We start from the raw sequence: 20,761 nt of genomic DNA on the forward strand, positions 1-20,761 counted from the left end.
AAAGCTTACTTCGCGGCTTGTTGCTCGGCCTCGATCGGTCCCGCCAGGCGCCTTGAGCGGTGGCCGGAAACCAGCGCGCCGGCGTTACGATCCATCCTGATGAAGGGGATGGTCGCAATCACGGTCAATCCTGAGATGATGTAGAAGGCAAGGTGGAAATCGGCCACATCAAGTGCCTCGCCCCTGATATAGATCGAGCTTTCCAGGATCGCGGCCGCGACCGCGACGCCGAGCGCCAGGCTGATCTGCTGCATCACCGAACTCATCGAGGTCGCCTGGCTCGCCTGCGCATCGTCGATATCGGCAAAGGCGAGCGCATTGACCCCGGTGAACATGAAGGAGCGGGAGAAGCCGCCGATGAGCAGCACGCCGATGATGACGAGATGCGGCGTTGCCGGCGTGAACAGGCCGGTGATGACGGTGACGGCAGTCGTCACCATGGCGGCGCCGAGCAGCGTCGTGCGGAAGCCGATGGCGGCGAAGACGCGCTTTGCCATGAATTTGGTGGTGATCGCGCCGATCGCGCCGGCAAAGGTTATCAGGCCGGATTGGAACGGCGTCAGCCCGAAGCCGAGCTGCAGCATCAGCGGCGTCAGGAACGGCATGGCGCCGACGCAGATGCGAAACAGCGTGCCGCCCACGGTCGAGGCGCGGAATGTCGGGTTCTTGAACAGGTTCAGGTTGAGGATCGGCGCCGGGTGGCGCTTCGCGTGGCTGACATAGAGGACGCCGCAGGCAAGTCCGACCAACGTTGCGGCGACGCCGATGATCGGCGGCAAGGCCGGCAGGCTGACCACCGACAGGCCGAAGACGACCCCCGCGGCCGAAAGGGAGGTGAGCACGAAACCGGTGAAATCGAGCTTCGGCGGGGCTGTCGCCTCCACCTCCGGCAGGAAGATCGTCGCCAGCCAGATGCCGATGATGCCGACAGGCACGTTGATCAGGAAGATCCAGTGCCAGCTGAAATACGTGGTGATGAAGCCGCCGAGCGGCGGGCCGGTGAGCGGGCCGACCAGGGCCGGGATGGTGAGCAGCGCCATGGCCGAGACCAGATCGCTGCGCTTGGTCGTGCGCACCAGCACGAGACGGCCGACCGGCGTCATCATCGCACCGCCCATGCCCTGCAGGAATCGGGCAAAGACGAACTCGACAAGGCTGGAGGAGATGGCGCAGAAGATCGAGCCGATGACGAAGACTGATATGGCGAGCCGAAAGATTTTCTTGGCGCCGAACCTGTCGGCCATCCAGCCGCTGACGGGAATGAATACCGCAAGCGCCACCATATAGGAGGTCAGCGCCAGTTTCAGGGTGATCGGCCCGACATGGAGGTCTGCGGCGATCGCCGGCAGCGCCGTCGAGATCACGGTGGAATCCATCTGTTCCATGAAGAGAGCGACGGCGAGGATCAGCGGGACGATGCGGTTCATAGGCGGGAGCCTTGATGGGCGCGGATGGAAGCTGGAAGGCCCGTGCTGTTTAGTCCCAGTTTAGGGAGCTGCCAATGCTCTAATCCGCTTCGATGCGATGTTTGCTTCACGTCTGCGTGAGACGGCTTGTCCGACAAGCTCCGCTATCAAGATTGACATATGTTTACGCCGCCGTGGCAAGAAATCCGGCGGGGTGTCATCGGCCGCGCAGCGACAAAGCACGCGTCAGGGGGGGATGGATATATGGCAATTTCGACGCGAATGACACGGCGCACGCTTTTTGCCGCAAGCCTCGGCCTGCTGGCGGCGCCGGCAATTTTGAAAGAGAAGGCCGAAGCGGCCGTCACTGGAGCAAGCAGACGTATGGATATAACGCCTTTACCCGAAATCAATCAGTTCAAGCTCGGTTCCTATAGGTTCACCGTCGTCAGGGACGGGATCAATATCTCCGAAAAACCTTATGAGACCTACGGCACCAATCAGGATCCCGAAGCCGTCCAGGCGTTGCTGACCGCAAACTTCCTGCCGGCCGACAAGTTCCTGAACGGCTATGCGCCTGTTCTCATCGACACCGGCTCCGATCTCATTCTCGTCGACACCGGTTTTGGCGCGGCCGGCCGCGCCCGCGGGCTCGGAAAGCTCGCCGAAGGCCTGAAGGTGGCGGGATATTCGCCCGAGGACGTGACTTTGGTGGCTCTGACCCATCTGCACGGCGATCACATCGGCGGGCTGATGGAAGACGGCGCGCCCGCCTTCCGCAACGCCCGCTATGTCATCGGTGCGGCCGAATATGATTTCTGGTCGAACGCTGCGCGCGAGGGCACGCCGGCCGAGGCCGGGCACAAGGCGGTGCTCGCCAATGTGGCGCCGCTTGCCGAAAAGGCCACCTTCATCAAAGATGGCGCCGGCGTCGCGCCCGGCGTCACCGCAATGCTGGCGGCCGGCCACTCGCCAGGTCACATCGTGTTCCATGTCGAATCCGACGGCAAACGCCTCGTTGTGACCGGCGATACGGCCAACCACTATATCCTGTCGCTCTTGCGTCCGGACTGGGAGGTGCGTTTCGACATGGACAAGGCGCAGGCGGCCGCCACCCGCCGCAAGGTTTTTGATATGATCGCGGCCGACAAGATCGCATTTCTCGGCTACCACATGCCGTTCCCGGCGGTTGGCTTCGTCGAGCGACAGGATGGCGGCTATCGCTTCGTGCCGAAAACCTATCAGTTCGATATTTGATCGAAAGCGGCTCTGATTTCCCGGAATTGCTTTACGTGCATGGCACCCATGACGAGCCCGGCGCACAGGCCGGGCTTTTTCCTATTTCCTTCCTCTCATAGACGTGTTACCAGCCCTCGCCAACTTCCAAGCAACTCATGCACACCGCCGGGGCGGACGATTCGTTTCCGGGGCAGGTTGCATTTTCTATATGAAGGAAATTGGCCATGGCCCGCATCATTGAAACGGCAACCGGCGCGGACGCGCTTACCTTCGACGACGTGCTGCTGCAGCCCGGCCATTCCGAGGTCATGCCCGGCCAGACGAATATCGCGACCCGCATCGCCCGCGACTTCGATCTCAACATTCCGATCCTCTCTTCGGCCATGGATACGGTCACCGAAAGCCGGCTGGCAATCGCCATGGCCCAGGCTGGCGGCCTCGGCGTCATCCACCGCAACCTGACCCCCACCGAGCAGGCCGAAGAAGTCCGCCAGGTGAAGAAGTTCGAAAGCGGCATGGTCGTCAATCCGGTCACCATCGGACCGGAGGCAAAGCTTGCCGAAGCACTCGGCCTGATGAAATCGCACGGCATCTCCGGCATCCCGGTCGTCGAGAAGTCGGGGCGCCTCGTCGGCATCCTGACCAACCGCGACGTCCGCTTTGCCTCCGATCCGGAGCAGAAGATCCACGAGCTGATGACCAAGGACAATCTGGTCACCGTCAAGGAGAACGTTGACCAGCAAGAGGCCAAGCGCCTGCTTCACTCGCATCGCATCGAGAAGCTGCTGGTCGTCGATACCGAAGGCCGCTGCGTCGGCCTTATCACCGTCAAGGATATCGAGAAGTCGCAGCTGAACCCGAACGCCTCCAAGGATGCGCAGGGCAGGCTTCGCGCCGCCGCCGCCATCAGCGTCGGTGATGACGGCTTCGAGCGCGCCGAACGGTTGATCGAGGCCGGCGTCGACCTCCTGGTCGTCGATACCGCCCATGGCCATTCGCAGCGCGTCCTCGATGCCGTCACCCGGGTCAAGAAGCTCTCCAACTCGGTGCGGATCATGGCCGGCAATGTCGCCACCTATGACGGCACCAGAGCATTGATCGATGCCGGCGCCGACGCCGTCAAAGTCGGTATCGGCCCGGGTTCGATCTGCACGACGCGCATCGTCGCCGGCGTCGGCGTTCCGCAGCTTGCCGCCATCATGTCGGCGGTTCAGGCCGCACAGGATCAGGATGTGCCCGTCATCGCCGATGGCGGCATCAAATTCTCCGGCGACCTTGCCAAGGCGATCGCCGCCGGCGCTTCCGCCGTCATGATCGGCTCGCTGTTGGCCGGCACCGACGAAAGCCCGGGTGAGGTCTACCTCTACCAGGGCCGCTCCTTCAAGGCCTACCGCGGCATGGGCTCCGTCGGCGCCATGGCCCGCGGCTCGGCCGACCGCTATTTCCAGGCGGAAGTGCGCGACACCCTGAAACTCGTACCTGAGGGCATCGAAGGCCAGGTGCCGTATAAGGGGCCGGTCTCGGCCGTTGTCCACCAGCTCGCCGGCGGTCTCAAGGCGGCCATGGGTTATGTCGGCGGCAAGGATATCAAGGATTTCCAGCAACGCGCCACTTTCGTGCGCATCTCCGGGGCCGGTCTTCGCGAAAGCCACGCCCACGACGTGACGATCACGCGGGAAAGCCCGAACTACCCGGGCGCCGGTCTCTGACCATGAAGGCGGGCAGCGGGATTCCGCTCTGGATCATCACGCTGCTCGCCGCCCTTTGCCTTGCTGTGCTCGCCTGGACGACCTTCGGCTTCGTCGTTCCCTTCAAGCACGAAACCGGCCAGGCGGTGCTCGACACCTATTTTGCCGGCTACGACGAATCCGCCGTCTTCCACATGCAGAAGCTGCTTGATGGAAACGAGACGGCGGCGAGACTGCTGAGCGCCATGTATTTCGGGCCGGAGCTGATCTTTCCGGCCTTGCTGACGGCGCTGCTGTTCCTCGCCTTCCTCAGGCTCGGGCCTGTCGACGCCTGGTTTGGACGATCGCTGCACCCGCTCGTCGGTCGCGCGGTCTATCTGCTGCCCTTCGTCTACGGTATCGCCGACTATGGCGAGAACATCGCGAGCCTGATCGCCTTCAGCGACAGTCCTTCCGCGGGCCTCGCCGCGCAGCTGCTGCCATGGATGACGCGGCTGAAATTCTTAGGCCTCGCCATCTCGTTCATCGTCCTTGTCAGGCTCGCCATCGCCCGTTGGCTGTCGCCGGGCCGAGATTGAAGCAGCTATCAGCTCCTCCTCCGCCAAACCGGATTTGACAGTCTCGCCATCATGAAATCGGAAAGGACCTCGACCTTCGCTGGCCGGCTCCGAGCCGAAGGTGTGACGAAATACAGTGCGCCGGTCGGCAGCGTCCAGTCGGGAAGGATTGGCGTCAGCTGGCCGTCGACGAGATGGTCATGTGCGAGAAATTCGGGCAGTTCGATGACCCCGAGGCCCCGTAGCGCCATAGGCACCAACGCTTGCGAGTTGGTGGCCCTGAGAGAGCCGCTTGGCACGATGACCTCCTCCTTGCCTTCACCGTTGCGCAGGCGCCAGACGTCCTGTCGCGCCCTGTAGGCGTATCCGAGGCAATGGTGAGCCGCCAGCTCGCGGGGATGTTCCGGCACGCCGTAGCGATCGAGGTATGCGGGTGCAGCGAGAATGAAGCGATCCACCGGCGTCAGCCTGCGCGCGACCAATGACGAATCCGGCAGGACCGCGATTCTGAGTGCCGCATCGAAGCCGTCTCCCACGATATCGACGACGGCGTCGCTCATGTGCAGGTCGATGGAAATCTCCGGAAAGAGCTCGAAAAAGTCAGGCAGGATCGGGGCCAGCCAGCGTGTACCGAAGTCCATCGGCGCGGCAAGCCTGATGAGCCCCTTCGGGCGGGTCGCAAGCTCCCGGGCGGCGTCCTCTGCCATCTCTGCCTCAGCATAGATCCGGGCGGCGCTGTCGACCAGTCGCAGGCCGAAATCGGTCAAAGCGAGCTGCCGAGAGGTGCGGTTGAAGAGCCTTGCGCCCAGCCTTTGCTCAAGACGGCTTACGGCTCGCGAAACGGTCGGCACCGACACGCCGAGCGTCTGCGCAGCCCGCACGAAAGACCGCTCCTCGGCGACCTTCGCGAACATCGCCAGTCCCTCGAAATCTGGAAATTTCGTCATTTCATTCCTGAAACAATGGCTTTCAATTCTTTCTATTCCGAAACGATGCCCCCGTCCATATCTCAACTTCAGTCGAACCAAAGGAGACGACAATGACACAACGATTGAATGCGAAGATTGCGGTTATCACGGGCGCCACTTCCGGCATCGGCCTTGCCGCCGCCAAGCGCTTCGTGGCTGAGGGCGCGCGCGTTTTTATCACGGGCCGTCGCAAGGATGTTCTCGATGCAGCAATCGCTGAGATCGGCGGCGGAGCCGTGGGAATTCAGGCGGATTCGGCCAATCTTGCCGAGCTCGATCGCCTCTATGAAAAGGTGAAGGCTGAGGCTGGAAGAATCGACGTGCTCTTCGTCAATGCAGGTGGCGGCTCCATGTTGCCGCTCGGCGAAGTCACGGAAGAGCAGTATGACGACACGTTCGATCGAAATGTGAAGGGCGTTCTCTTTACGGTGCAGAAGGCCTTGCCACTGCTTGCACGGGGATCATCGGTCGTCTTGACCGGATCGACAGCAGGCTCGACCGGCACGCCCGCCTTCAGCGTTTACGCTGCCTCCAAAGCCGCCTTGCGCAGCTTTGCGCGCAACTGGATCCTCGACTTGAAGGATCGCGGCATTCGGATCAATACGCTTAGTCCTGGTCCGACGGAAACGACTGGACTGGTCGAACTGGCCGGTAAGGACCCGGTCCAACAGCAGGGCTTGCTCAATGCGCTGGCGGCCCAGGTGCCAATGGGCAGGGTCGGTCGTGCCGAGGAAGTTGCCGCAGCCGCACTCTTCCTCGCCTCGGATGATTCCAGCTTCGTTACCGGTGCCGAACTCTTCGTCGATGGCGGCAGCGCTCAGGTGTGAACACAATAGCGGTTTGCGGATGCCAGGGCGAGCCGCTGGCATCCGCTTATCCTTTCCGCTAATGCTGCCAACGACATGTGAAGCGGAAAGGAATCGGCGATAGATGACCGGCTATGAAATCTTCTGGCCACTCCTCGCCCATGTAGCGCTGGTCTACGGCCTTTATGCCCTTCTCGGGATGCGGCGCGCAAAGATGGTCCGCGCCGGCAAGATAGCGAAATCGGATTATCGCGAAAATCGTGATGAGCCGGCCGAAAGCCTCGCCGTCAAGAACAGCCTCGCCAATCAGTTCGAACTGCCCGTGCTTTTCTACGCCTGCTGCGTTCTGCTCTACGTGACCGAGGCCGACAACCTTCCAGCCGTCGGCCTTGCTTGGCTTTTCGTCGCGCTGCGCTACGCCCACGCCGCCGTCCATGTCACCAGCAACGACCTCAGCTACCGCAGCCCGCTTTTCGCCGCCGGCTATCTCACGCTCGCCGCCATGTGGATCTGGCTCGCCGCCTGGATGGCAATGGGATAAGACCTTGCGGCTGCGGGCGTGCCGCTGGCGGCGAACGCTTTCGTCCTCGACGTCACCCCGAATGAAGGTGCTGGGCTCGGGATCGCCTATTCCGGTCAAATCGCGGAAGACGCACAGCAGCATCGGGTTAAGGCGACGCTGTCTGTGAGGTTCTAAAACTTCTGGACGGCCATTCCCTCGCAACGAAGAGTCGCAACATCAGCGGTTTCCCCTCGAAGAGAATTTCGCAACTATTTCAAGGGTTCTCTCGCCTGGCGCAACCGGGGGGAATGGCTGAACTCCCGATTTTCAGACGCGTTTGCCGGTCGTTAAAATGTGAGCTTTTCCATTTACCGCTGATGAAGGCCTGCATGTCATATCCGCTCGACGCGGTGGTGGCAGATAGCTCCGCCGCGGAACAATAAGAACGGGAACGACATGGGCGCGGAAAGCATGGATCGCATCGGTTTGCGCAGGAAGCCGAAGCAGGAGCGTAGCATCCAGAGGCTGGATCTTATCCTTGCTGCCGCCGCTAAAATAATCGCCCAAAAAGGCGTCAGCGCCATGCGGATGACGGAACTCGCTGTCGCCGCCAAGGTGCCGATCGGCTCGGTTTACCAGTATTTCCCGGAGAAGGCGGCGATCGTCAAAGCCCTGTTCGACCAGCACGCTTCGGCGATCCAGGCGAAGACGGCAGCGATGTTCCGCGATGTGCAGTCACTCGACCAGGCCCTCGATCTCGTCTGCGCCACCATCGACTGGTACTACGAATCCTATCGCGACGATCCCGTTTATCGCGGCGTGTGGATGGGAACCGAGACCGATCAGGATCTGCTTCGGCTGAATATCGAGCATAGCGGTCGCGTCGCCGATATCTTCGATGACGCTGTACGCAGGTTGGCTCCCGACCTTTGCGACGAAGAAATGTTCGCGCGCACTTACCTTTTCAGCCACCTGATCGGCGCCGTCATCCGGCTTGCCGCCGTCAGCGAAGAGACTATAGCGCGGCGCATGCTCGGCGAGTGGAAACGCGTCATCCGCGCCTCTCTTTTTGCCGCGAGCGGGTCGAGCGCCGCGTAGAGCCTTTCCTACCAGCTCGGCACCATATTCGCAGCCTTCAGCCGCGGATAAAGGCGCGCCTGGGCGGATTTGACATCCGCGTCCAGCCCGTCGTCGACGACAGCGGGCGTGATGTTATCGAGGCAGGCGGTGATATGCGCCGTGATTGCGTTCATCAGCGACAGCGAGACGCCCGGCCGCTTCATGATGCCGATCTGCACCGGCGGCAGCGCCGGGAAACCGTCGGCCTGGCTCAGCACCTTCATGCCCGTGCGCAGCGCCGATTCCGGCATCACCGAGACCGCCATGCCTGCAAGCACGGCCGCAGCGACGACGGTGCAGGACCAGCTGGTGAACAGAATCTGGTGCTCGCGGCCGACGGCATCGAGCGCCGAGCAGGCAAGCTGGCGCCACTGGCAGTCGCGGCGGCCAACGGCTAGCGGTACCGGCGCGTCGTCGCGGATCGGATGATTGGCCGAGCCGACCCAGCAGAGCGGCTCGGTTCTCACCACATCGGACATGCGCTCGCGCGGATTGTGGGTGACAAGGGCGATATCGAGCTCGCCCTTGTGCATGCGCTCGGCAAGGTCCACCGAGGGTTCGCAGACGATGTAGAGCTCGACATTCGGATGCGTCTTGGCAAAACGGCCGATGATTTCAGGCATGTAGCGATCGGCGTAATCGTCCGGCGTGCCGATGCGCAGCGTCCCCTCCAACCTGTTGTCGTCAAAGGCGGCGATCGCCTCATTGTTGAGGCGGATGATGCGCCGGGCGTAATTGAGCAGTTTTTCACCCTCGACCGTCAGCCGGTTGCCGCGGCCGTCCTTGATGAACAGCTGCTTGCCGATGCGCTCTTCGAGACGGCGCATCTGCATGGAAACGGCGGATTGGGTCTTGTAGACCCGGTCGGCGGCCTTGGTGAAGCTGCCGGAATCGACGATGGCGATGAAAGTCTGCAACTGGTCGAGATCAAGAGGCGCGGACATGGTTTCACCTATAAAGATAGCTGATGATAATCATTAGAAACATTCGTTGGACTGATCAATAGGTCTTTGGCATCTTCGGGATGCAAATCAAGCAAAGTGAAGGACAGACACCCCTGCCTGTCCGAGCCGAATTCAGCCTGCTCCCTTCCGCACGACCTCGCGGCAGGGGTGGGTTGTTGCGTGCCCCGAAAGAAAGGAGAGTTCGATGCACACGACAGACCGGACACTAGAACTCGACTGCGGTAAGCTGACCCCGACGTTTTTCCAGCGTCTGGCGGCAGGCCTCGCCCCGTTGACCTCCCTCTTTCGCGTGTTCCGCAATCGCATGGAGATCAACGGGCTGCATGATCTGAACGACACGCAGCTGAGGGACATCGGCCTCACCAGGGCCGATCTGACCTCGGCGTTCCTGGCCTCGACTTTTTTCGAGGACCCGTCGGAACATCTGACGCGCTCGGCGCGTAATCGTTGGCGCCTGCAGTTCTTCCGCTCCTGCGACGAGTAGGAGCGCGAGTTTCCCCGCAGGGTGATAGCCAATAGCCCTGCCGCTTGACCCGGTGATCGGCTTTCCCAGCCATCGCCGGGTCTTTTTATGTCTTGGTGTCAGGAGAGGGCTTCGGCCGGTAGGTTTCGAAAATCGCCTCCAGGTTCCTCTGGTAGCTCTTCTGCACCTCAAGTCCGCTGTCGAACATGGCGTTCAGCATTTCGGCATAGCTGTCGCCATTGACCTTTGGCTCTTCCTCCGGCGCGGCCTGCGTCTTTGCTGCGGGCTTTTGGGCGGCCGGCTGCTGGCCGAGGCCGGCCATCATCTCCTGGAAAGCCTTGGCGAAGGGATTGTCGAGGAAGGGATTGGGTTGAGGCGCCGGTTCCGGCTTCGCTGCCGAAAACATCAGCTGCATCGCCTGTGTGAACGGATTGTCGAAGATGCTGGCTTCCGGAGCCTTTTGCTTCGGTGCGAAGCCCGTGCTTTCCAACCATTTCTGGATGGTTTCGCCCATTGCGGTGTTGACGAAAGGATTGACCGGCGCGGCCATCTGGCCGGTCGTCTGCTTAAAGAGCCCGCCCATAAGCGTGTCGGCCAGCACCGGCAGCATCTGTTTGTAGATATCCTGTCCGATCCCGGTCATCTGGGCGGCCTGGGCTGCAATCGCCCGCGAAACCTCTTTGGAGCCGAAGAGCTGGGCCAGGATATTGTTGCCGTCGGAAATGCCCTCCGGCGTGAAGGCTCGGCTCATATCCTCGAAATATCGAGCGTAGTTGCCGGAGGCGACGGCCTGCATCAGCCCGACAAAATCGTAAGGATTGCCGGTGCTGCGCTTCAGGCCGGCGGAAAAGGCCGGCATCAGCGCCGCCATGGCCTTCGTCGCCTGTTCCTGCGCTAGGTTGAACTGCCGCGCGACCGCTTCCATCGCCGCACCGTTCTGCGCCTGCATCATCATGTCGAAGAGTGGCAGCATGGAGGTCCCTTTCCCCGAGTCGTGACGCGTTTTGACGTCACTATATCCGGAAATGGTAATGTGCAAACGGCTTTTTGCCAGAGGCGCTTAGGACGATCTCAGTACTGATAGTCCTCGAAGACCGGTTCGACGGAACCCTGCCAGCGGCCGTGATAGAGCGAAAGCAGATCCTCGGCGAGCGTCGCCTTCTTGGCAAGTACCTCGTCGAGCGGCGCAAGGAAGATGCTCTCGTCCTGGCCTTCGCCATTGAGCTTGCCGCGCGATTTGAGGCCGGCCTTCGATATGCCGACCACCTCGCGGGCCATCTCGAGAAGCGAGTGCCCGCGGAACTCAGCCTGCAACCCTTCGGCCGGAACGGCGTTGCGCAGGGCGCTGACCTCGGCAAAGCTCCAATCCTTGGTCAGCTCGTCGGCTGCCTCGAGGGCTGCATCTTCATAGAGCAGGCCGACCCAGAAGGCCGGCAAGGCGCAGATGCGCCGCCAGGGGCCGCCATCGGCACCACGCATTTCGAGGAAACGCTTCAGCCGCACGTCGGGGAAGAGCGTCGAAAGATGGTTCGTCCAGTCGCCCATCGTCGGCGCCGGATCGACGACCTCGCCCTTCAAGGCGCCGTTCATGAACTGGCGGAAGGTGACGTGCGTACAGTCGTGATAGCGCCCGTCACGGACGATGAAATACATCGGCACGTCGAGCGCCCATTCGGCATAGTCGCGGAAGCCGAAATCGTCGCGGAAGGTGAAGTCGAGCAGGCCGGAGCGCCGATTGTCAGTGTCACGCCAGATATCGCCGCGCCAGGAGAGCAAACCGTTCGGCTTGCCCTCGGTGAAGGGCGAGGATGCAAAGAGCGCGGTCGCCAGCGATTGCAGCTTCATCGAGACACGCATCTTCTTGCGCATGTCGGCTTCCGAGGAGAAATCGAGATTCACCTGGATCGTGCAGGTGCGGTACATCATGTCGAGGCCCTTGGTGCCGACCTTCGGCATATAGCGGGTCATGATCTCGTAGCGCGATTTCGGCATTTGCGGCGTTTCAGCATAGGTCCATTTCGGACTGCCGCCGATCCCGAGGAAACGGATGCCCATGGGTTCGGCGATCTCGCGCAACGTCGCCAGGTGCTGATTCGATTCCCGGCAGGTCTGGTGGATCGTCTCCAGCGGCGCGCCTGATAATTCGAACTGGCCGCCGGGTTCGATCGAGATCGCGCCCATGCCGTTCTGTTCGGCAAGGCCGATGATGTTGCCGCCGTCCAGGATCGGCTCCCAGCCGCTCTTTTTCTGCAGGCCGGTAAGCAGGGCGGAGATGCTGGCATCGCCGAAATAGGGAACCGGGCTGTTGTCGGCGCGGAAGAAAGCGAACTTCTCATGTTCGGTGCCGATCCGGAAGCGCTCCGGCGGCTTGTTGCCCGCGGCGATGTAATCGGTCAATTCCTGGACCGAAGAGAGCGGCGTCTGGTCGGTGGTGTCGCGGGCCATGCGGGGTACCTGTATTCGAAAGGCGCCCAGGGGGCCGGGCAATTGGAAGGTGATTAGGACCCAAGCCACGTATGTTGCAAGTGAAATTCTTTCAACGACGCATCAAAAAAACAGCAGCGATTTCCGCGTCAACCCGTTTTCGCAGTCACGTCCAGTCGCCGATCGCCGCCTGGACCACCGCCAGCGCCGCAACGGCCGCCGTATCTGCCCTGAGGATGCGCGGCCCGAGCGGAATGGCGGTGACGAAATCGAGGCTTCGAAGCCGCGCCCGCTCTTCTTCCGAAAAGCCGCCTTCCGGTCCGACGAGCAGAGCGAGATGCCTTTCCTGGATGGCTGCCAGCACCGGCAGCGGGTTTTGCCCGGCATCGCCCTCGTCGCAGTAGATGATGCGGCGCTCGCTCGGCCAACGATCGAGCAGGTCGGAGAGTTTCACCGGCTCGGCCACCTCGGGAATGGCGAGAACGCCACACTGCTCGGCCGCCTCGACGACATTGGCGCGAAGCTTGTCGAGATTGGTGATCTTGCCCTGCACATGCTGGGTCATGACCGGCTGCAGCCGGCCGGCGCCCATCTCCACCGCCTTCTGCACGAGGTAATCCAGGCGCCCGACCTTGAGCGGGGCAAAGAGATAATGCAGGTCGCAAGGCGCCGGCTGCGGCCGTGTCGCTTCGATTGCCGTCAGCAGGATGCGTTTGCGCGTGGGGAAGCTGAGGGTGGCTTTCCACTCACCGTCACGGCCGTTGAAGAGCAGGATCTCCGCGCCATCCTCCATTCTGAGCACGTTGGCGAGATAGTTGAACTGATCGGCATTCGCCTCGACGGCGGCGCCGGCAGAAAGCGGCGCATAGACGAAAAGCCGTTGCATGCGGAAATTGGCGCGCATTCAAAAACCCGAGGTGTCAGACAAAGAGCGCGAACATAACCCAATAAATCATCGCCGCAAGCGCTCCCGAAACCGGTACAGTGATGATCCAGGCCGCGATGATCGTCATGAAATGCGAGCGACGCACGAGATAGCGCCGCCGCCTTTCATGAATGTTCGGCTCCTCCGGTTCATCCAGTTCCCAGCTGTCGGCCTTGCGCCTGATATAGGCGATGCGGCGCTTGGAACGGCGGGTGTACCATTCGCGGAAGAAGCCGACGCCGAAGACGGCGCCGACGGCGATATGCGTGGTGCTGACCGGCAGGCCGAGCCAGGAGGCGACGATGACGGTGAAAGCGGTCGACAGTGCGACGCAGTAGGCGCGCATCGGGTTGAGCTTGGTGATCTCCTCGCCGACCAGACGGATGAGGCGCGGCCCGAAGAGCAGCAGGCCGACGGAGATGCCGAGGGCGCCGATCAGCATTACCCAGAGGGGCGGATGGCCCACGCCGCCGTCGCTGCCGATGCCGGCCGAATGGACGATCGCCGAAAGCGGCCCGACCGCGTTCGAGACGTCGTTAGCGCCATGCGCGAAGGACAGCAGCGCCGCAGAGCCGATGAGCGGCAGCCGGAACAACACCCGCAGGGAGCTGTTGCGGTTTTCGAGACCCTGCGCCTGGGCGAGAACGAGTGGCCGAGCCGCAAGCCAGCTGACCAGCCCGATCCCGATACCGATCAGAATGACGGTGAAGGGCGGGAACCGGCCCGGAGGCGAGAGCTGCAGCACCATATAGGCCATAAAGGCGCCGGCCATCGCCGCGACCAGCACCGGCACCCAGAGTCGTGCCGCCGCGATCTTGTCGTCGCGATAGATGATGAGCGTCTTGACGAGATAAAGCAGGCCGGCGGCAATCAATCCACCGATCAACGGCGAAGTGATCCAGCTCGAGGTGATCTCCAGCATGACCCGCCAGTTCACCGGCTCCGTCCCGACGGCCGAGATGCCGGCGCCGATCACTGCACCCACGATCGCATGGGTGGTCGAAACCGGCGCGTTCATCCAGGTGGCGAGATTGATCCAGAGGGCCGCCGCCATCAGCGCCGCCATCATGATCCAGCCGAGCGCAACCTGCGGCACCTGGACGGCGTCGACGATGTTGGAGGAAATCGTCTTGACGACCTCGCCGCCGGCGATCGTGGCGCCGAGGACTTCGAAAATCGCGGCGATGACGAGCGCCTGGCCCATCGTCATGGCGCGCGCACCGACGGCGGCGCCGACATTGTTGGTGACGTCATTGGCGCCGATATTCATCGCCATGTAGCCGGCAAGGGCCGCCGCCGCCACGACGAGCATGGCTCCTGGGCGGTCGAACACATAGACACCGGCAAAGAGCATGGTCAGGCCGACGAAGATCAGCCCAAGCCCGGGCGCCACCAGTCGTCGCAACACATGCTTGGCCACGTCCTCGACATGAGTGATCTTGTCGAGGTCCTTGTCGAGCGTGCGTTTCGTGAGGACGGCAGGGCGTGGTGGCATTCTTTTTCCCAAGGATGAATCTGCTTCTACGCTGCCTTTCTAGCAGTGCAAGATGGCAGGATTCATTCCGCCGGGATTTGTTTCGACGCTTTGACCGAAAGCCTGTCGGTCAGCTTTCGCTTGAAGGCGAGGAACAGGTGGCGCAGCTCCGGTTCGCGCACGCGTCCGGCTGCTTCGTCGAACGAAACCCATTCGATGGTGCGTTCACCCTTTTCCTTGAAATTTTTCGCGATGCCGGTGACTTCAAGCGGATAGACTTGCACCTTGCAAGATACACGCACCCCATCCCGGAGCACCTTGGGATAGGTGTAGGCGCCAAGCGTTTCCATTTCGACTGAACCCTTGACGCCGGCTTCTTCCATGGCCTCCTGTGCGGCGACTTCGTGCGCACATTTGCCGTTCATCGGCCAGCCCTTGGGAATGACCCAGCGGCCGGTATCGCGGCTCGTCATCAGGAGAACCTCGAGCTTATCACCGTCCCCCACCCGATAGCAGAGCGCACCATATTGCTGTCGCGGTGGGCGCCGGAACATCAGTTGCACATCGGATGCCAGTCGGGCGAGAAGGGTCAATTGTCGGCTCACCTTTGTCGTTGATGTTAGGAATCGCTCATATACCTTGTATCACGGAAAGCTTGCGCAAGCCAAAATTTGCCGCACGATCCGAACGCGATTTGTTTTTGCGTGTTTCATAAGGAAATCGAGCTGGGGCAGGCTCGAAAAAACCGTCACCTCCTGTCTCGAACGCGTCGCGTTGCACAGGTGTACAATATGATCCCGCCGTGGCTTCAAATCAATGGCGGGGCCGTTTGGTCCACCGGGATTTCAGATTTGTAGAACCGTGCCTCCCCTTGGCGCCGGTGGCATGGCCGACATCGACCCAACGTGCAAATCGCCCGTCTCGGTCCTTCGCGTTGACGTGAGGTGCTATCAGCGCTCCCAATAGGGAACCGGCCCGTAAAGCTCGGTGAGATAATCGATGAACAGCCGCACCTTGGCCGGCAGGAACTGTCGGCTGGGATAGACGGCCGAAAGCGTGACATTGTGCGAGCCCTCATAGGCGGGAAGCACCTGCACCAAGCGGCCGCTCTTAAGCTCATTGCCGATATCCCAGGTGGAGCGCAGCGCGATCCCGAGGCCTGATATGACAGCCTCACGGATCACCTCGCTGGAATTGGTGATCAGCATGCCGTCCGGCCGCAGGCTTAGGGGGCCATCCGGTCCGTTCAGCCGCCAGGTATCGCCATTGTGCGCCGGCAGGCAGCGATGATGTTTGAGCTCGTCGATATCCCGGGGCTCGCCATGTGCCGCTAGGTAATCCGCCGAGGCACAGAGCAGCCGGCGCACCGGCGCCAGCCGCCGGGCGACGAGGCTGGAATCGGTCAGTTCGGCGATCCGGATCGCCAGATCGAAGCCGCCGCCGATGATGTCGCTGAATTCGTCGGTCAGCACAAGGTTGATCGCAAGCTCCGGATGGGCCTGCATGAAGGCCGTCAGATGCGGCGCGATATGCATGCGGCCGAACGAGGTCGGCGCCGAGATCTTCAGGGTGCCGTGCATCTGCGCCGAGCGGCCGGAAATGTAGAATTCGGCCTCCTCCAACCCGGCGAGAATGCCGAGAACGCGGTCGTAAAAACCCTGTCCGGCTTCTGTCAGCGAGATCTGCCGCGTCGTGCGCTGCAGAAGCCGGGTGCCGAGCCGGTCCTCCAGCCGCTTGATCCGCTTGGAGACGACGGCGGGGGAAAAGCCGAGCGCCCGGCCAGCGAGCGACATGCTTCCCGTTGCGACGACCTTGGCAAAGATTTCGAGATCACCCAGATTGGTCATAAACTTTGTGTCTTTTTCCCCTTTTGACATAAGTGCTTAGCATTTGCGCCACTATTGGGAAAGTGCTAAGCCGATCGCATGGCGGCAAGGGGTTCGAGGCCTGTTCCCGCCGTCGTCTTCCGGGAGCCAGGGAGAAGGCCATGTCCGACGCCATTCCGTTTCTTGCCCCCCGTGCCGACGTGCTGGCGCGCCGCGCCGCGATCGTCGCCGATCTGACCGATCTCCTGCCGCCGGAATGCCTGATCCATCAGGCGCGCGAGCTGGTGCCCTTCGAAACCGACGCTTTCGTTTCCTATCGCCGCCTGCCGCTCGCCGTCGCCCTGCCGCGCACCACGGCCGAGGTTTCGGCCGTCATGCGTTATTGTCACCGCTACGGCATTCCCGTCGTACCGCGCGGCGCCGGCACCTCGCTTTCGGGCGGCGCCATTCCGCAGGAGGATGCGGTCGTGCTCGGCCTGTCGAAGATGAACAGCATCCTCGAAATCGACCTGGTGAACCGTGTCGCCGTTGTTCAGGCGGGCGTCACCAATCTCAATATTTCGGAATCCGTCTCCGCCGACGGCTTCTTCTACGCGCCTGATCCGAGTTCGCAGCTCGCCTGCACGATCGGCGGCAATATCGGCATGAATTCCGGTGGCGCCCACTGCCTGAAATATGGCGTCACCACCAACAATCTGCTCGGCGTCCGAATGGTGCTGGTCGACGGCACGGTGATCGAGCTCGGCGGCAAGGCGCTGGATGCGGCGGGTTACGATCTGCTCGGTCTCGTCTGCGGCCATGAAGGCCAGCTCGGCATCGTCACCGAGGCGACCGTGCGCCTGATCGCCAAGCCCGAAGGTGCGCGCCCGGTGCTCTTCGGCTTCGAAAGCTCGGAAGAGGCGGGCGCCTGCGTCGCCGATGTCATCGCCGCCGGCATCATCCCCGTTGCGATCGAATTCATGGACAAGCCGGCGATCGAGATCTGCGAGGCCTTTGCCCATGCCGGCTACCCCCTCGATGTCGGCGCACTCCTGATCGTCGAGGTCGAAGGATCGGAAGCGGAGATGGACGCCACGCTGAAGGACGTCGTCGAGATCGCCCGCCGCCACGGCGTCAAGACCGTGCGCGAATGCCAGTCGGCGACCGAAGCGGCGCTGATCTGGAAGGGCCGCAAATCCGCCTTCGGCGCCACCGGCCGCATCGCCGACTACATCTGCATGGACGGCACGGTGCCGCTCAGCCAGCTGTCGCACGTGCTGAAGAGAACCGCCGAGATCGTCGATCACTACGGGCTACGCGTCGCCAACGTCTTCCACGCCGGCGACGGCAACATGCATCCGCTGATCCTCTTCAACGCCAATGATCCGCAGGATGCTGCCCGCGCCGAGGCCGCCGGCAACGATATCCTGAAGCTGTGTGTCGACGCCGGCGGCTGCCTCACCGGCGAGCACGGTGTCGGCATCGAAAAGCGTGACCTGATGCGGCACCAGTATTCAGAGGCCGATCTCGCCCAGCAGATGGCGGTGCGCGCCGCCTTTGATCCCGGCTGGCTGCTCAATCCGTCGAAGGTCTTTCCGCTGGAAGGGCGCCCCGCCGCATGATCGATCTGATGCCGACGAGCGAGGAACAGGCGGCGGCGATCGTTCGCGCCCATGCGCAGATGAACCGGCCACTCGCGATCTGCGGCGGCGATACGCGCTCGGGTTTCGGCAATGCCGTCGCCGCCGAAGACCGGCTGCGATCGATCAGGCTTTCCGGCATCATCGCCTACAATCCCGGCGAGATGGTCATGACAGCCCGTTCGGGTACGCCGCTTGCCGAGGTCGAGGCGGCGCTGTCCGAAAATGGCCAGATGCTTGCCTTCGAGCCGATGGATCATCGCCCCATTATGGCCAGGTCCGGCGAGCCGACCATCGGCGGCGTCTTTGCCGCCAATGTCTCTGGCCCGCGCCGCCTGATTGCGGGCGCTGCCCGCGACAGCTTGCTCGGCGTGCGCTTCGTCAACGGCAGCGGCGAGATCATCAAGGCCGGCGGTCGGGTGATGAAGAATGTCACCGGCCTCGATCTCGTCAAGCTGATCGCCGGTTCGCACGGCACGCTGGGTTTTCTGACCGAAGTCACCTTCCGCGTGCCGCCGCGCCCTAAGACGGAACGGACGGTGGTCCTATCGGGCCTCAACGATGCCGAAGCGGCCAGCGCCATGGCGACGGCGATGGCGCTGCCGGTCGAAGTCTCGGGTGCGGCCCATCTGCCTTTGACGGTGACGTGGAAATTCCTCAGCGGCAAATTGCCCGAGGGCGAGGCGACAGTTCTGCGCATCGAGGGCTCGGCTGGCTCTGTCGAGGTGCGCGTCGAAAAGCTTGCGGCGGCAATGTCCGCTTTCGCCACGGTCACGCAGCTGGATGAGAGGGAAAGCCGCAGGCTCTGGCGGGAAATCCGCGATGTGCTGCCTTATGCCGACGGCACGGGACGGCCGGTCTGGCGCGTCTCGGTCGCCCCCAGCACCGGCCATCAGCTGGTTGCGGCGCTGCGTCTCGAGGCCGGTGTCGACGCCTTCTACGACTGGCAGGGCGGTCTTGTCTGGATGCGTATGGAGGCGGAGCCGGAGGCCGAACTGATCCGCCGCTTCGTCAAAGGGCTCGGCGGTGGTCATGCGACGCTGATCCGCGCCTCCGTTGCGGCAAGGGCAGCGACCGCCGCCTTTCACCCGGAGTCCGAGGCGGTGGCGATGCTGTCGCGGCGGGTGAAGGAGAAGTTCGATCCGGCGGGGATATTCAATCCGGGGAAGATGGGGTGAGAGGTAAGATGGCTTTGCGCGCGGCTCACCCCCCTCTGTCCTGCCGGACATCTCCCCCACAAGGGGGGAGATCGCCAAAGGGTTGGACCATCGCTCCCTACCTGGCGCGTAGCAGTCACAGAACGTTCGTTGGTTGGGGAAGCCATCAATTCTATCCGATCTCCCCCCTTGTGGGGGAGATGTCCGGCAGGACAGAGGGGGGTGCCCCAGGCGAAGCGCTTGAGATCTTCCCAAAGCGGAGGCCCCGCTAGATGCAAACCAACTTCACCCCCGCCCAGCTCGCCGACCCTGATGTCGCCGAATCGGAAAAAATTCTGCGCAAATGCGTCCACTGCGGCTTCTGCACCGCCACCTGTCCCACCTATGTGACGCTCGGCAACGAGCTCGACAGTCCGCGCGGCCGCATCTATCTGATCAAGGACATGCTGGAAAACGGTCGGCCCGCTGATGCCGAAGTCGTCACTCATATCGACCGCTGCCTCTCCTGCCTTGCCTGCGTCACCACCTGTCCCTCGGGTGTCGACTATATGCATCTGGTCGATCACGCCCGCGCCCATATCGAAAAGACCTACAAGCGTCCGTTGGTGAACCGGCTGACGCGCGCGCTCCTGGCGGCCGTGCTGCCCTATCCCGGCCGGTTCCGCCTGGCGCTCCATCTCGCCCGCCTCGGCCGCCCTTTCGCCGGCCTGATGCGCGGGGCGGCGCTCAAACCCTTCGCCGCCATGCTGGCGCTTGCACCACGGCGCCTTCCGGCCGCCTCGGATCTTTCAAAACCCGGCACCTACCGGGCGGAGGCGGATCGGCGTGGCCGGGTGGCGATCCTTGCCGGCTGCGCCCAGCCGGTGCTTGATCCCGGCATCAACGCGGCGGCGATCCGGCTCTTGACGCGGCTCGGTATCGAGGTTGTGGCGCCGAAGGGCGAGGTCTGCTGCGGTTCGCTCGTCCATCACATGGGCCGCGCCGAACAGGCGCTCGAAAGCGCGCGGGCCAATGTCGATGTCTGGACGCGCGAGATCGAAGGCCAGGGCCTCGACGCGATCATCATCACCGCTTCGGGCTGCGGCACGACGATCAAGGATTACGGCCACATGCTGCGGCTCGACCCCGCCTATGCGGCAAAGGCCGCCAGGGTCTCGGCGCTGGCAAAGGACATCACCGAATATCTGGCGACCCTCGACCTGCCGGCCCATATGCCGAGGGGCATCACGGTCGCCTATCACTCTGCCTGTTCGATGCAGCACGGCCAGCGCATCACCCTGGCGCCGAAATCCTTGCTGAATGCGGCGGGTTTTACGGTGCGCGATCCGGCCGAAGGCCATCTCTGTTGCGGCTCGGCCGGCACTTACAACATCATGCAGCCAGAGATTTCGGCGGCGCTGAAGGCGCGCAAGGTCAAAAACATCGAGGCCACCAAGGCCGATATCATCGCCACCGGCAACATCGGCTGCATCACCCAGATCGCCACCGGCACCGCGATCCCGATCCTGCATACGGTCGAGCTGCTCGATTGGGCCTATGGCGGCGCTATGCCGGAAAAATTAACAGGTTTGCCATTAGGCTGAAGAGAATGCAGCGGGCCGATCCGGGCCGCTACCGGGAGGT

General features: G+C 62.6%; 19 protein-coding genes. 10 read left to right on the top strand and 9 right to left on the bottom strand.

Annotated features, from left to right (window positions below; genetic code table 11):
• Window positions 1-5: 5 nt before the first annotated feature.
• On the bottom strand, window positions 6-1,427 hold the full coding sequence (locus RHE_RS03990; RefSeq protein ID WP_011424142.1) for a DHA2 family efflux MFS transporter permease subunit: 1,422 nt from the start codon (window positions 1,425-1,427) through the stop codon (window positions 6-8).
• A gap of 243 nt (window positions 1,428-1,670) precedes the next feature.
• Between RHE_RS03990 and RHE_RS03995 the strand changes: the two genes are divergently transcribed.
• From RHE_RS03995 to RHE_RS04005, 3 genes are all read left to right on the top strand, one after another.
• Window positions 1,671-2,663 (top strand): MBL fold metallo-hydrolase, encoded by a 993-nt coding sequence (locus RHE_RS03995; RefSeq protein ID WP_011424143.1) that lies wholly within the window; start codon window positions 1,671-1,673, stop codon window positions 2,661-2,663.
• A 206-nt stretch (window positions 2,664-2,869) separates the two neighbouring features.
• A complete protein-coding gene (gene guaB / locus RHE_RS04000) occupies window positions 2,870-4,354 on the top strand; it encodes an IMP dehydrogenase (protein ID WP_011424144.1) in 1,485 nt (494 codons plus the stop codon).
• A 2-nt stretch (window positions 4,355-4,356) separates the two neighbouring features.
• Window positions 4,357-4,911, top strand: coding sequence for a hypothetical protein (locus RHE_RS04005; RefSeq protein ID WP_011424145.1), 555 nt, complete (start codon window positions 4,357-4,359; stop codon window positions 4,909-4,911).
• Between the two features lie 8 nt (window positions 4,912-4,919).
• On the opposite strand, the gene RHE_RS04010 is transcribed toward RHE_RS04005, so the two are convergent.
• On the bottom strand, window positions 4,920-5,837 hold the full coding sequence (locus tag RHE_RS04010) for a LysR family transcriptional regulator (protein WP_042117962.1): 918 nt from the start codon (window positions 5,835-5,837) through the stop codon (window positions 4,920-4,922).
• A gap of 92 nt (window positions 5,838-5,929) precedes the next feature.
• Here RHE_RS04010 and RHE_RS04015 point away from each other — a divergent pair, with 92 nt between their 5' ends.
• From RHE_RS04015 to RHE_RS04025, 3 genes are all read left to right on the top strand, one after another.
• Complete coding sequence (locus RHE_RS04015) at window positions 5,930-6,685, top strand: SDR family oxidoreductase (RefSeq protein WP_011424147.1); 756 nt, start codon at window positions 5,930-5,932, stop codon at window positions 6,683-6,685.
• Between the two features lie 103 nt (window positions 6,686-6,788).
• Entirely contained in the window at window positions 6,789-7,205 is a 417-nt protein-coding gene (locus RHE_RS04020) for an MAPEG family protein (RefSeq protein WP_011424148.1), read from the top strand.
• A 417-nt stretch (window positions 7,206-7,622) separates the two neighbouring features.
• Window positions 7,623-8,264 carry a TetR family transcriptional regulator gene (locus RHE_RS04025; RefSeq protein WP_011424149.1) on the top strand — a complete coding sequence of 214 codons (642 nt, stop codon included), beginning with the start codon at window positions 7,623-7,625 and terminating at the stop codon, window positions 8,262-8,264.
• Window positions 8,265-8,272: 8 nt separating this feature from the next.
• On the opposite strand, the gene RHE_RS04030 is transcribed toward RHE_RS04025, so the two are convergent.
• Complete coding sequence (locus RHE_RS04030) at window positions 8,273-9,229, bottom strand: LysR substrate-binding domain-containing protein (protein WP_011424150.1); 957 nt, start codon at window positions 9,227-9,229, stop codon at window positions 8,273-8,275.
• A gap of 205 nt (window positions 9,230-9,434) precedes the next feature.
• Between RHE_RS04030 and RHE_RS04035 the strand changes: the two genes are divergently transcribed.
• Window positions 9,435-9,734, top strand: coding sequence for a DUF1127 domain-containing protein (locus tag RHE_RS04035; protein WP_011424151.1), 300 nt, complete (start codon window positions 9,435-9,437; stop codon window positions 9,732-9,734).
• Between the two features lie 85 nt (window positions 9,735-9,819).
• Here the strand turns inward: RHE_RS04035 and RHE_RS04040 are convergent, their stop codons facing one another.
• The 6 genes from RHE_RS04040 to RHE_RS04065 form a co-directional block, all read right to left on the bottom strand.
• A complete protein-coding gene (locus RHE_RS04040; RefSeq protein WP_011424152.1) occupies window positions 9,820-10,686 on the bottom strand; it encodes a DUF937 domain-containing protein in 867 nt (288 codons plus the stop codon).
• 98 nt (window positions 10,687-10,784) lie between these two features.
• Window positions 10,785-12,158 (bottom strand): glutamate--cysteine ligase, encoded by a 1,374-nt coding sequence (locus tag RHE_RS04045; protein WP_011424153.1) that lies wholly within the window; start codon window positions 12,156-12,158, stop codon window positions 10,785-10,787.
• A gap of 145 nt (window positions 12,159-12,303) precedes the next feature.
• A complete protein-coding gene (locus tag RHE_RS04050) occupies window positions 12,304-13,041 on the bottom strand; it encodes a 16S rRNA (uracil(1498)-N(3))-methyltransferase (RefSeq protein WP_011424154.1) in 738 nt (245 codons plus the stop codon).
• 16 nt (window positions 13,042-13,057) lie between these two features.
• Window positions 13,058-14,557, bottom strand: coding sequence for an inorganic phosphate transporter (locus tag RHE_RS04055; protein ID WP_011424155.1), 1,500 nt, complete (start codon window positions 14,555-14,557; stop codon window positions 13,058-13,060).
• 62 nt (window positions 14,558-14,619) lie between these two features.
• Window positions 14,620-15,129, bottom strand: coding sequence for an NUDIX hydrolase (locus RHE_RS04060; RefSeq protein ID WP_011424156.1), 510 nt, complete (start codon window positions 15,127-15,129; stop codon window positions 14,620-14,622).
• A gap of 357 nt (window positions 15,130-15,486) precedes the next feature.
• On the bottom strand, window positions 15,487-16,383 hold the full coding sequence (locus RHE_RS04065) for a LysR family transcriptional regulator (protein WP_011424157.1): 897 nt from the start codon (window positions 16,381-16,383) through the stop codon (window positions 15,487-15,489).
• A gap of 140 nt (window positions 16,384-16,523) precedes the next feature.
• On the opposite strand from RHE_RS04065, the gene RHE_RS04070 reads away from it, so the two are divergent.
• The 3 genes from RHE_RS04070 to glcF all read left to right on the top strand — a co-directional run bounded on the left by RHE_RS04070 (window position 16,524) and on the right by glcF (window position 20,721).
• Window positions 16,524-17,963: an FAD-linked oxidase C-terminal domain-containing protein gene (locus RHE_RS04070; RefSeq protein WP_011424158.1), complete on the top strand. Its 1,440-nt coding sequence runs from the start codon at window positions 16,524-16,526 to the stop codon at window positions 17,961-17,963.
• Window positions 17,960-19,159 (top strand): glycolate oxidase subunit GlcE, encoded by a 1,200-nt coding sequence (glcE, locus tag RHE_RS04075; protein ID WP_011424159.1) that lies wholly within the window; start codon window positions 17,960-17,962, stop codon window positions 19,157-19,159. The genes RHE_RS04070 and glcE overlap by 4 nt, the downstream gene beginning before the upstream one ends.
• 251 nt (window positions 19,160-19,410) lie before the next feature.
• A complete protein-coding gene (gene glcF, locus RHE_RS04080) occupies window positions 19,411-20,721 on the top strand; it encodes a glycolate oxidase subunit GlcF (RefSeq protein WP_011424160.1) in 1,311 nt (436 codons plus the stop codon).
• Window positions 20,722-20,761: the final 40 nt, after the last annotated feature.

This window comes from Rhizobium etli CFN 42 (assembly GCF_000092045.1).
In the GTDB taxonomy this organism is placed as follows: domain Bacteria; phylum Pseudomonadota; class Alphaproteobacteria; order Rhizobiales; family Rhizobiaceae; genus Rhizobium; species Rhizobium etli.

What these genes read in the sequence shown, in the direction of transcription:
- RHE_RS03990 (WP_011424142.1), bottom strand. Translation starts at nt 1,427, where the DNA reads ATGAACCGCATCGTCCCGCTGATCCTCGCCGTCGCTCTCTTCATGGAA.
- RHE_RS04035 (WP_011424151.1), top strand. Translation starts at nt 9,435, where the DNA reads ATGCACACGACAGACCGGACACTAGAACTCGACTGCGGTAAGCTGACC.
- RHE_RS04010 (WP_042117962.1), bottom strand. Translation starts at nt 5,837, where the DNA reads ATGACGAAATTTCCAGATTTCGAGGGACTGGCGATGTTCGCGAAGGTC.
- RHE_RS04055 (WP_011424155.1), bottom strand. Translation starts at nt 14,557, where the DNA reads ATGCCACCACGCCCTGCCGTCCTCACGAAACGCACGCTCGACAAGGAC.
- RHE_RS04020 (WP_011424148.1), top strand. Translation starts at nt 6,789, where the DNA reads ATGACCGGCTATGAAATCTTCTGGCCACTCCTCGCCCATGTAGCGCTG.
- RHE_RS04045 (WP_011424153.1), bottom strand. Translation starts at nt 12,158, where the DNA reads ATGGCCCGCGACACCACCGACCAGACGCCGCTCTCTTCGGTCCAGGAA.
- glcF (WP_011424160.1), top strand. Translation starts at nt 19,411, where the DNA reads ATGCAAACCAACTTCACCCCCGCCCAGCTCGCCGACCCTGATGTCGCC.
- RHE_RS04065 (WP_011424157.1), bottom strand. Translation starts at nt 16,383, where the DNA reads ATGACCAATCTGGGTGATCTCGAAATCTTTGCCAAGGTCGTCGCAACG.
- RHE_RS04070 (WP_011424158.1), top strand. Translation starts at nt 16,524, where the DNA reads ATGTCCGACGCCATTCCGTTTCTTGCCCCCCGTGCCGACGTGCTGGCG.
- RHE_RS03995 (WP_011424143.1), top strand. Translation starts at nt 1,671, where the DNA reads ATGGCAATTTCGACGCGAATGACACGGCGCACGCTTTTTGCCGCAAGC.
- glcE (WP_011424159.1), top strand. Translation starts at nt 17,960, where the DNA reads ATGATCGATCTGATGCCGACGAGCGAGGAACAGGCGGCGGCGATCGTT.
- RHE_RS04040 (WP_011424152.1), bottom strand. Translation starts at nt 10,686, where the DNA reads ATGCTGCCACTCTTCGACATGATGATGCAGGCGCAGAACGGTGCGGCG.
- RHE_RS04015 (WP_011424147.1), top strand. Translation starts at nt 5,930, where the DNA reads ATGACACAACGATTGAATGCGAAGATTGCGGTTATCACGGGCGCCACT.
- RHE_RS04050 (WP_011424154.1), bottom strand. Translation starts at nt 13,041, where the DNA reads ATGCGCGCCAATTTCCGCATGCAACGGCTTTTCGTCTATGCGCCGCTT.
- RHE_RS04030 (WP_011424150.1), bottom strand. Translation starts at nt 9,229, where the DNA reads ATGTCCGCGCCTCTTGATCTCGACCAGTTGCAGACTTTCATCGCCATC.
- guaB (WP_011424144.1), top strand. Translation starts at nt 2,870, where the DNA reads ATGGCCCGCATCATTGAAACGGCAACCGGCGCGGACGCGCTTACCTTC.
- RHE_RS04005 (WP_011424145.1), top strand. Translation starts at nt 4,357, where the DNA reads ATGAAGGCGGGCAGCGGGATTCCGCTCTGGATCATCACGCTGCTCGCC.
- RHE_RS04025 (WP_011424149.1), top strand. Translation starts at nt 7,623, where the DNA reads ATGGGCGCGGAAAGCATGGATCGCATCGGTTTGCGCAGGAAGCCGAAG.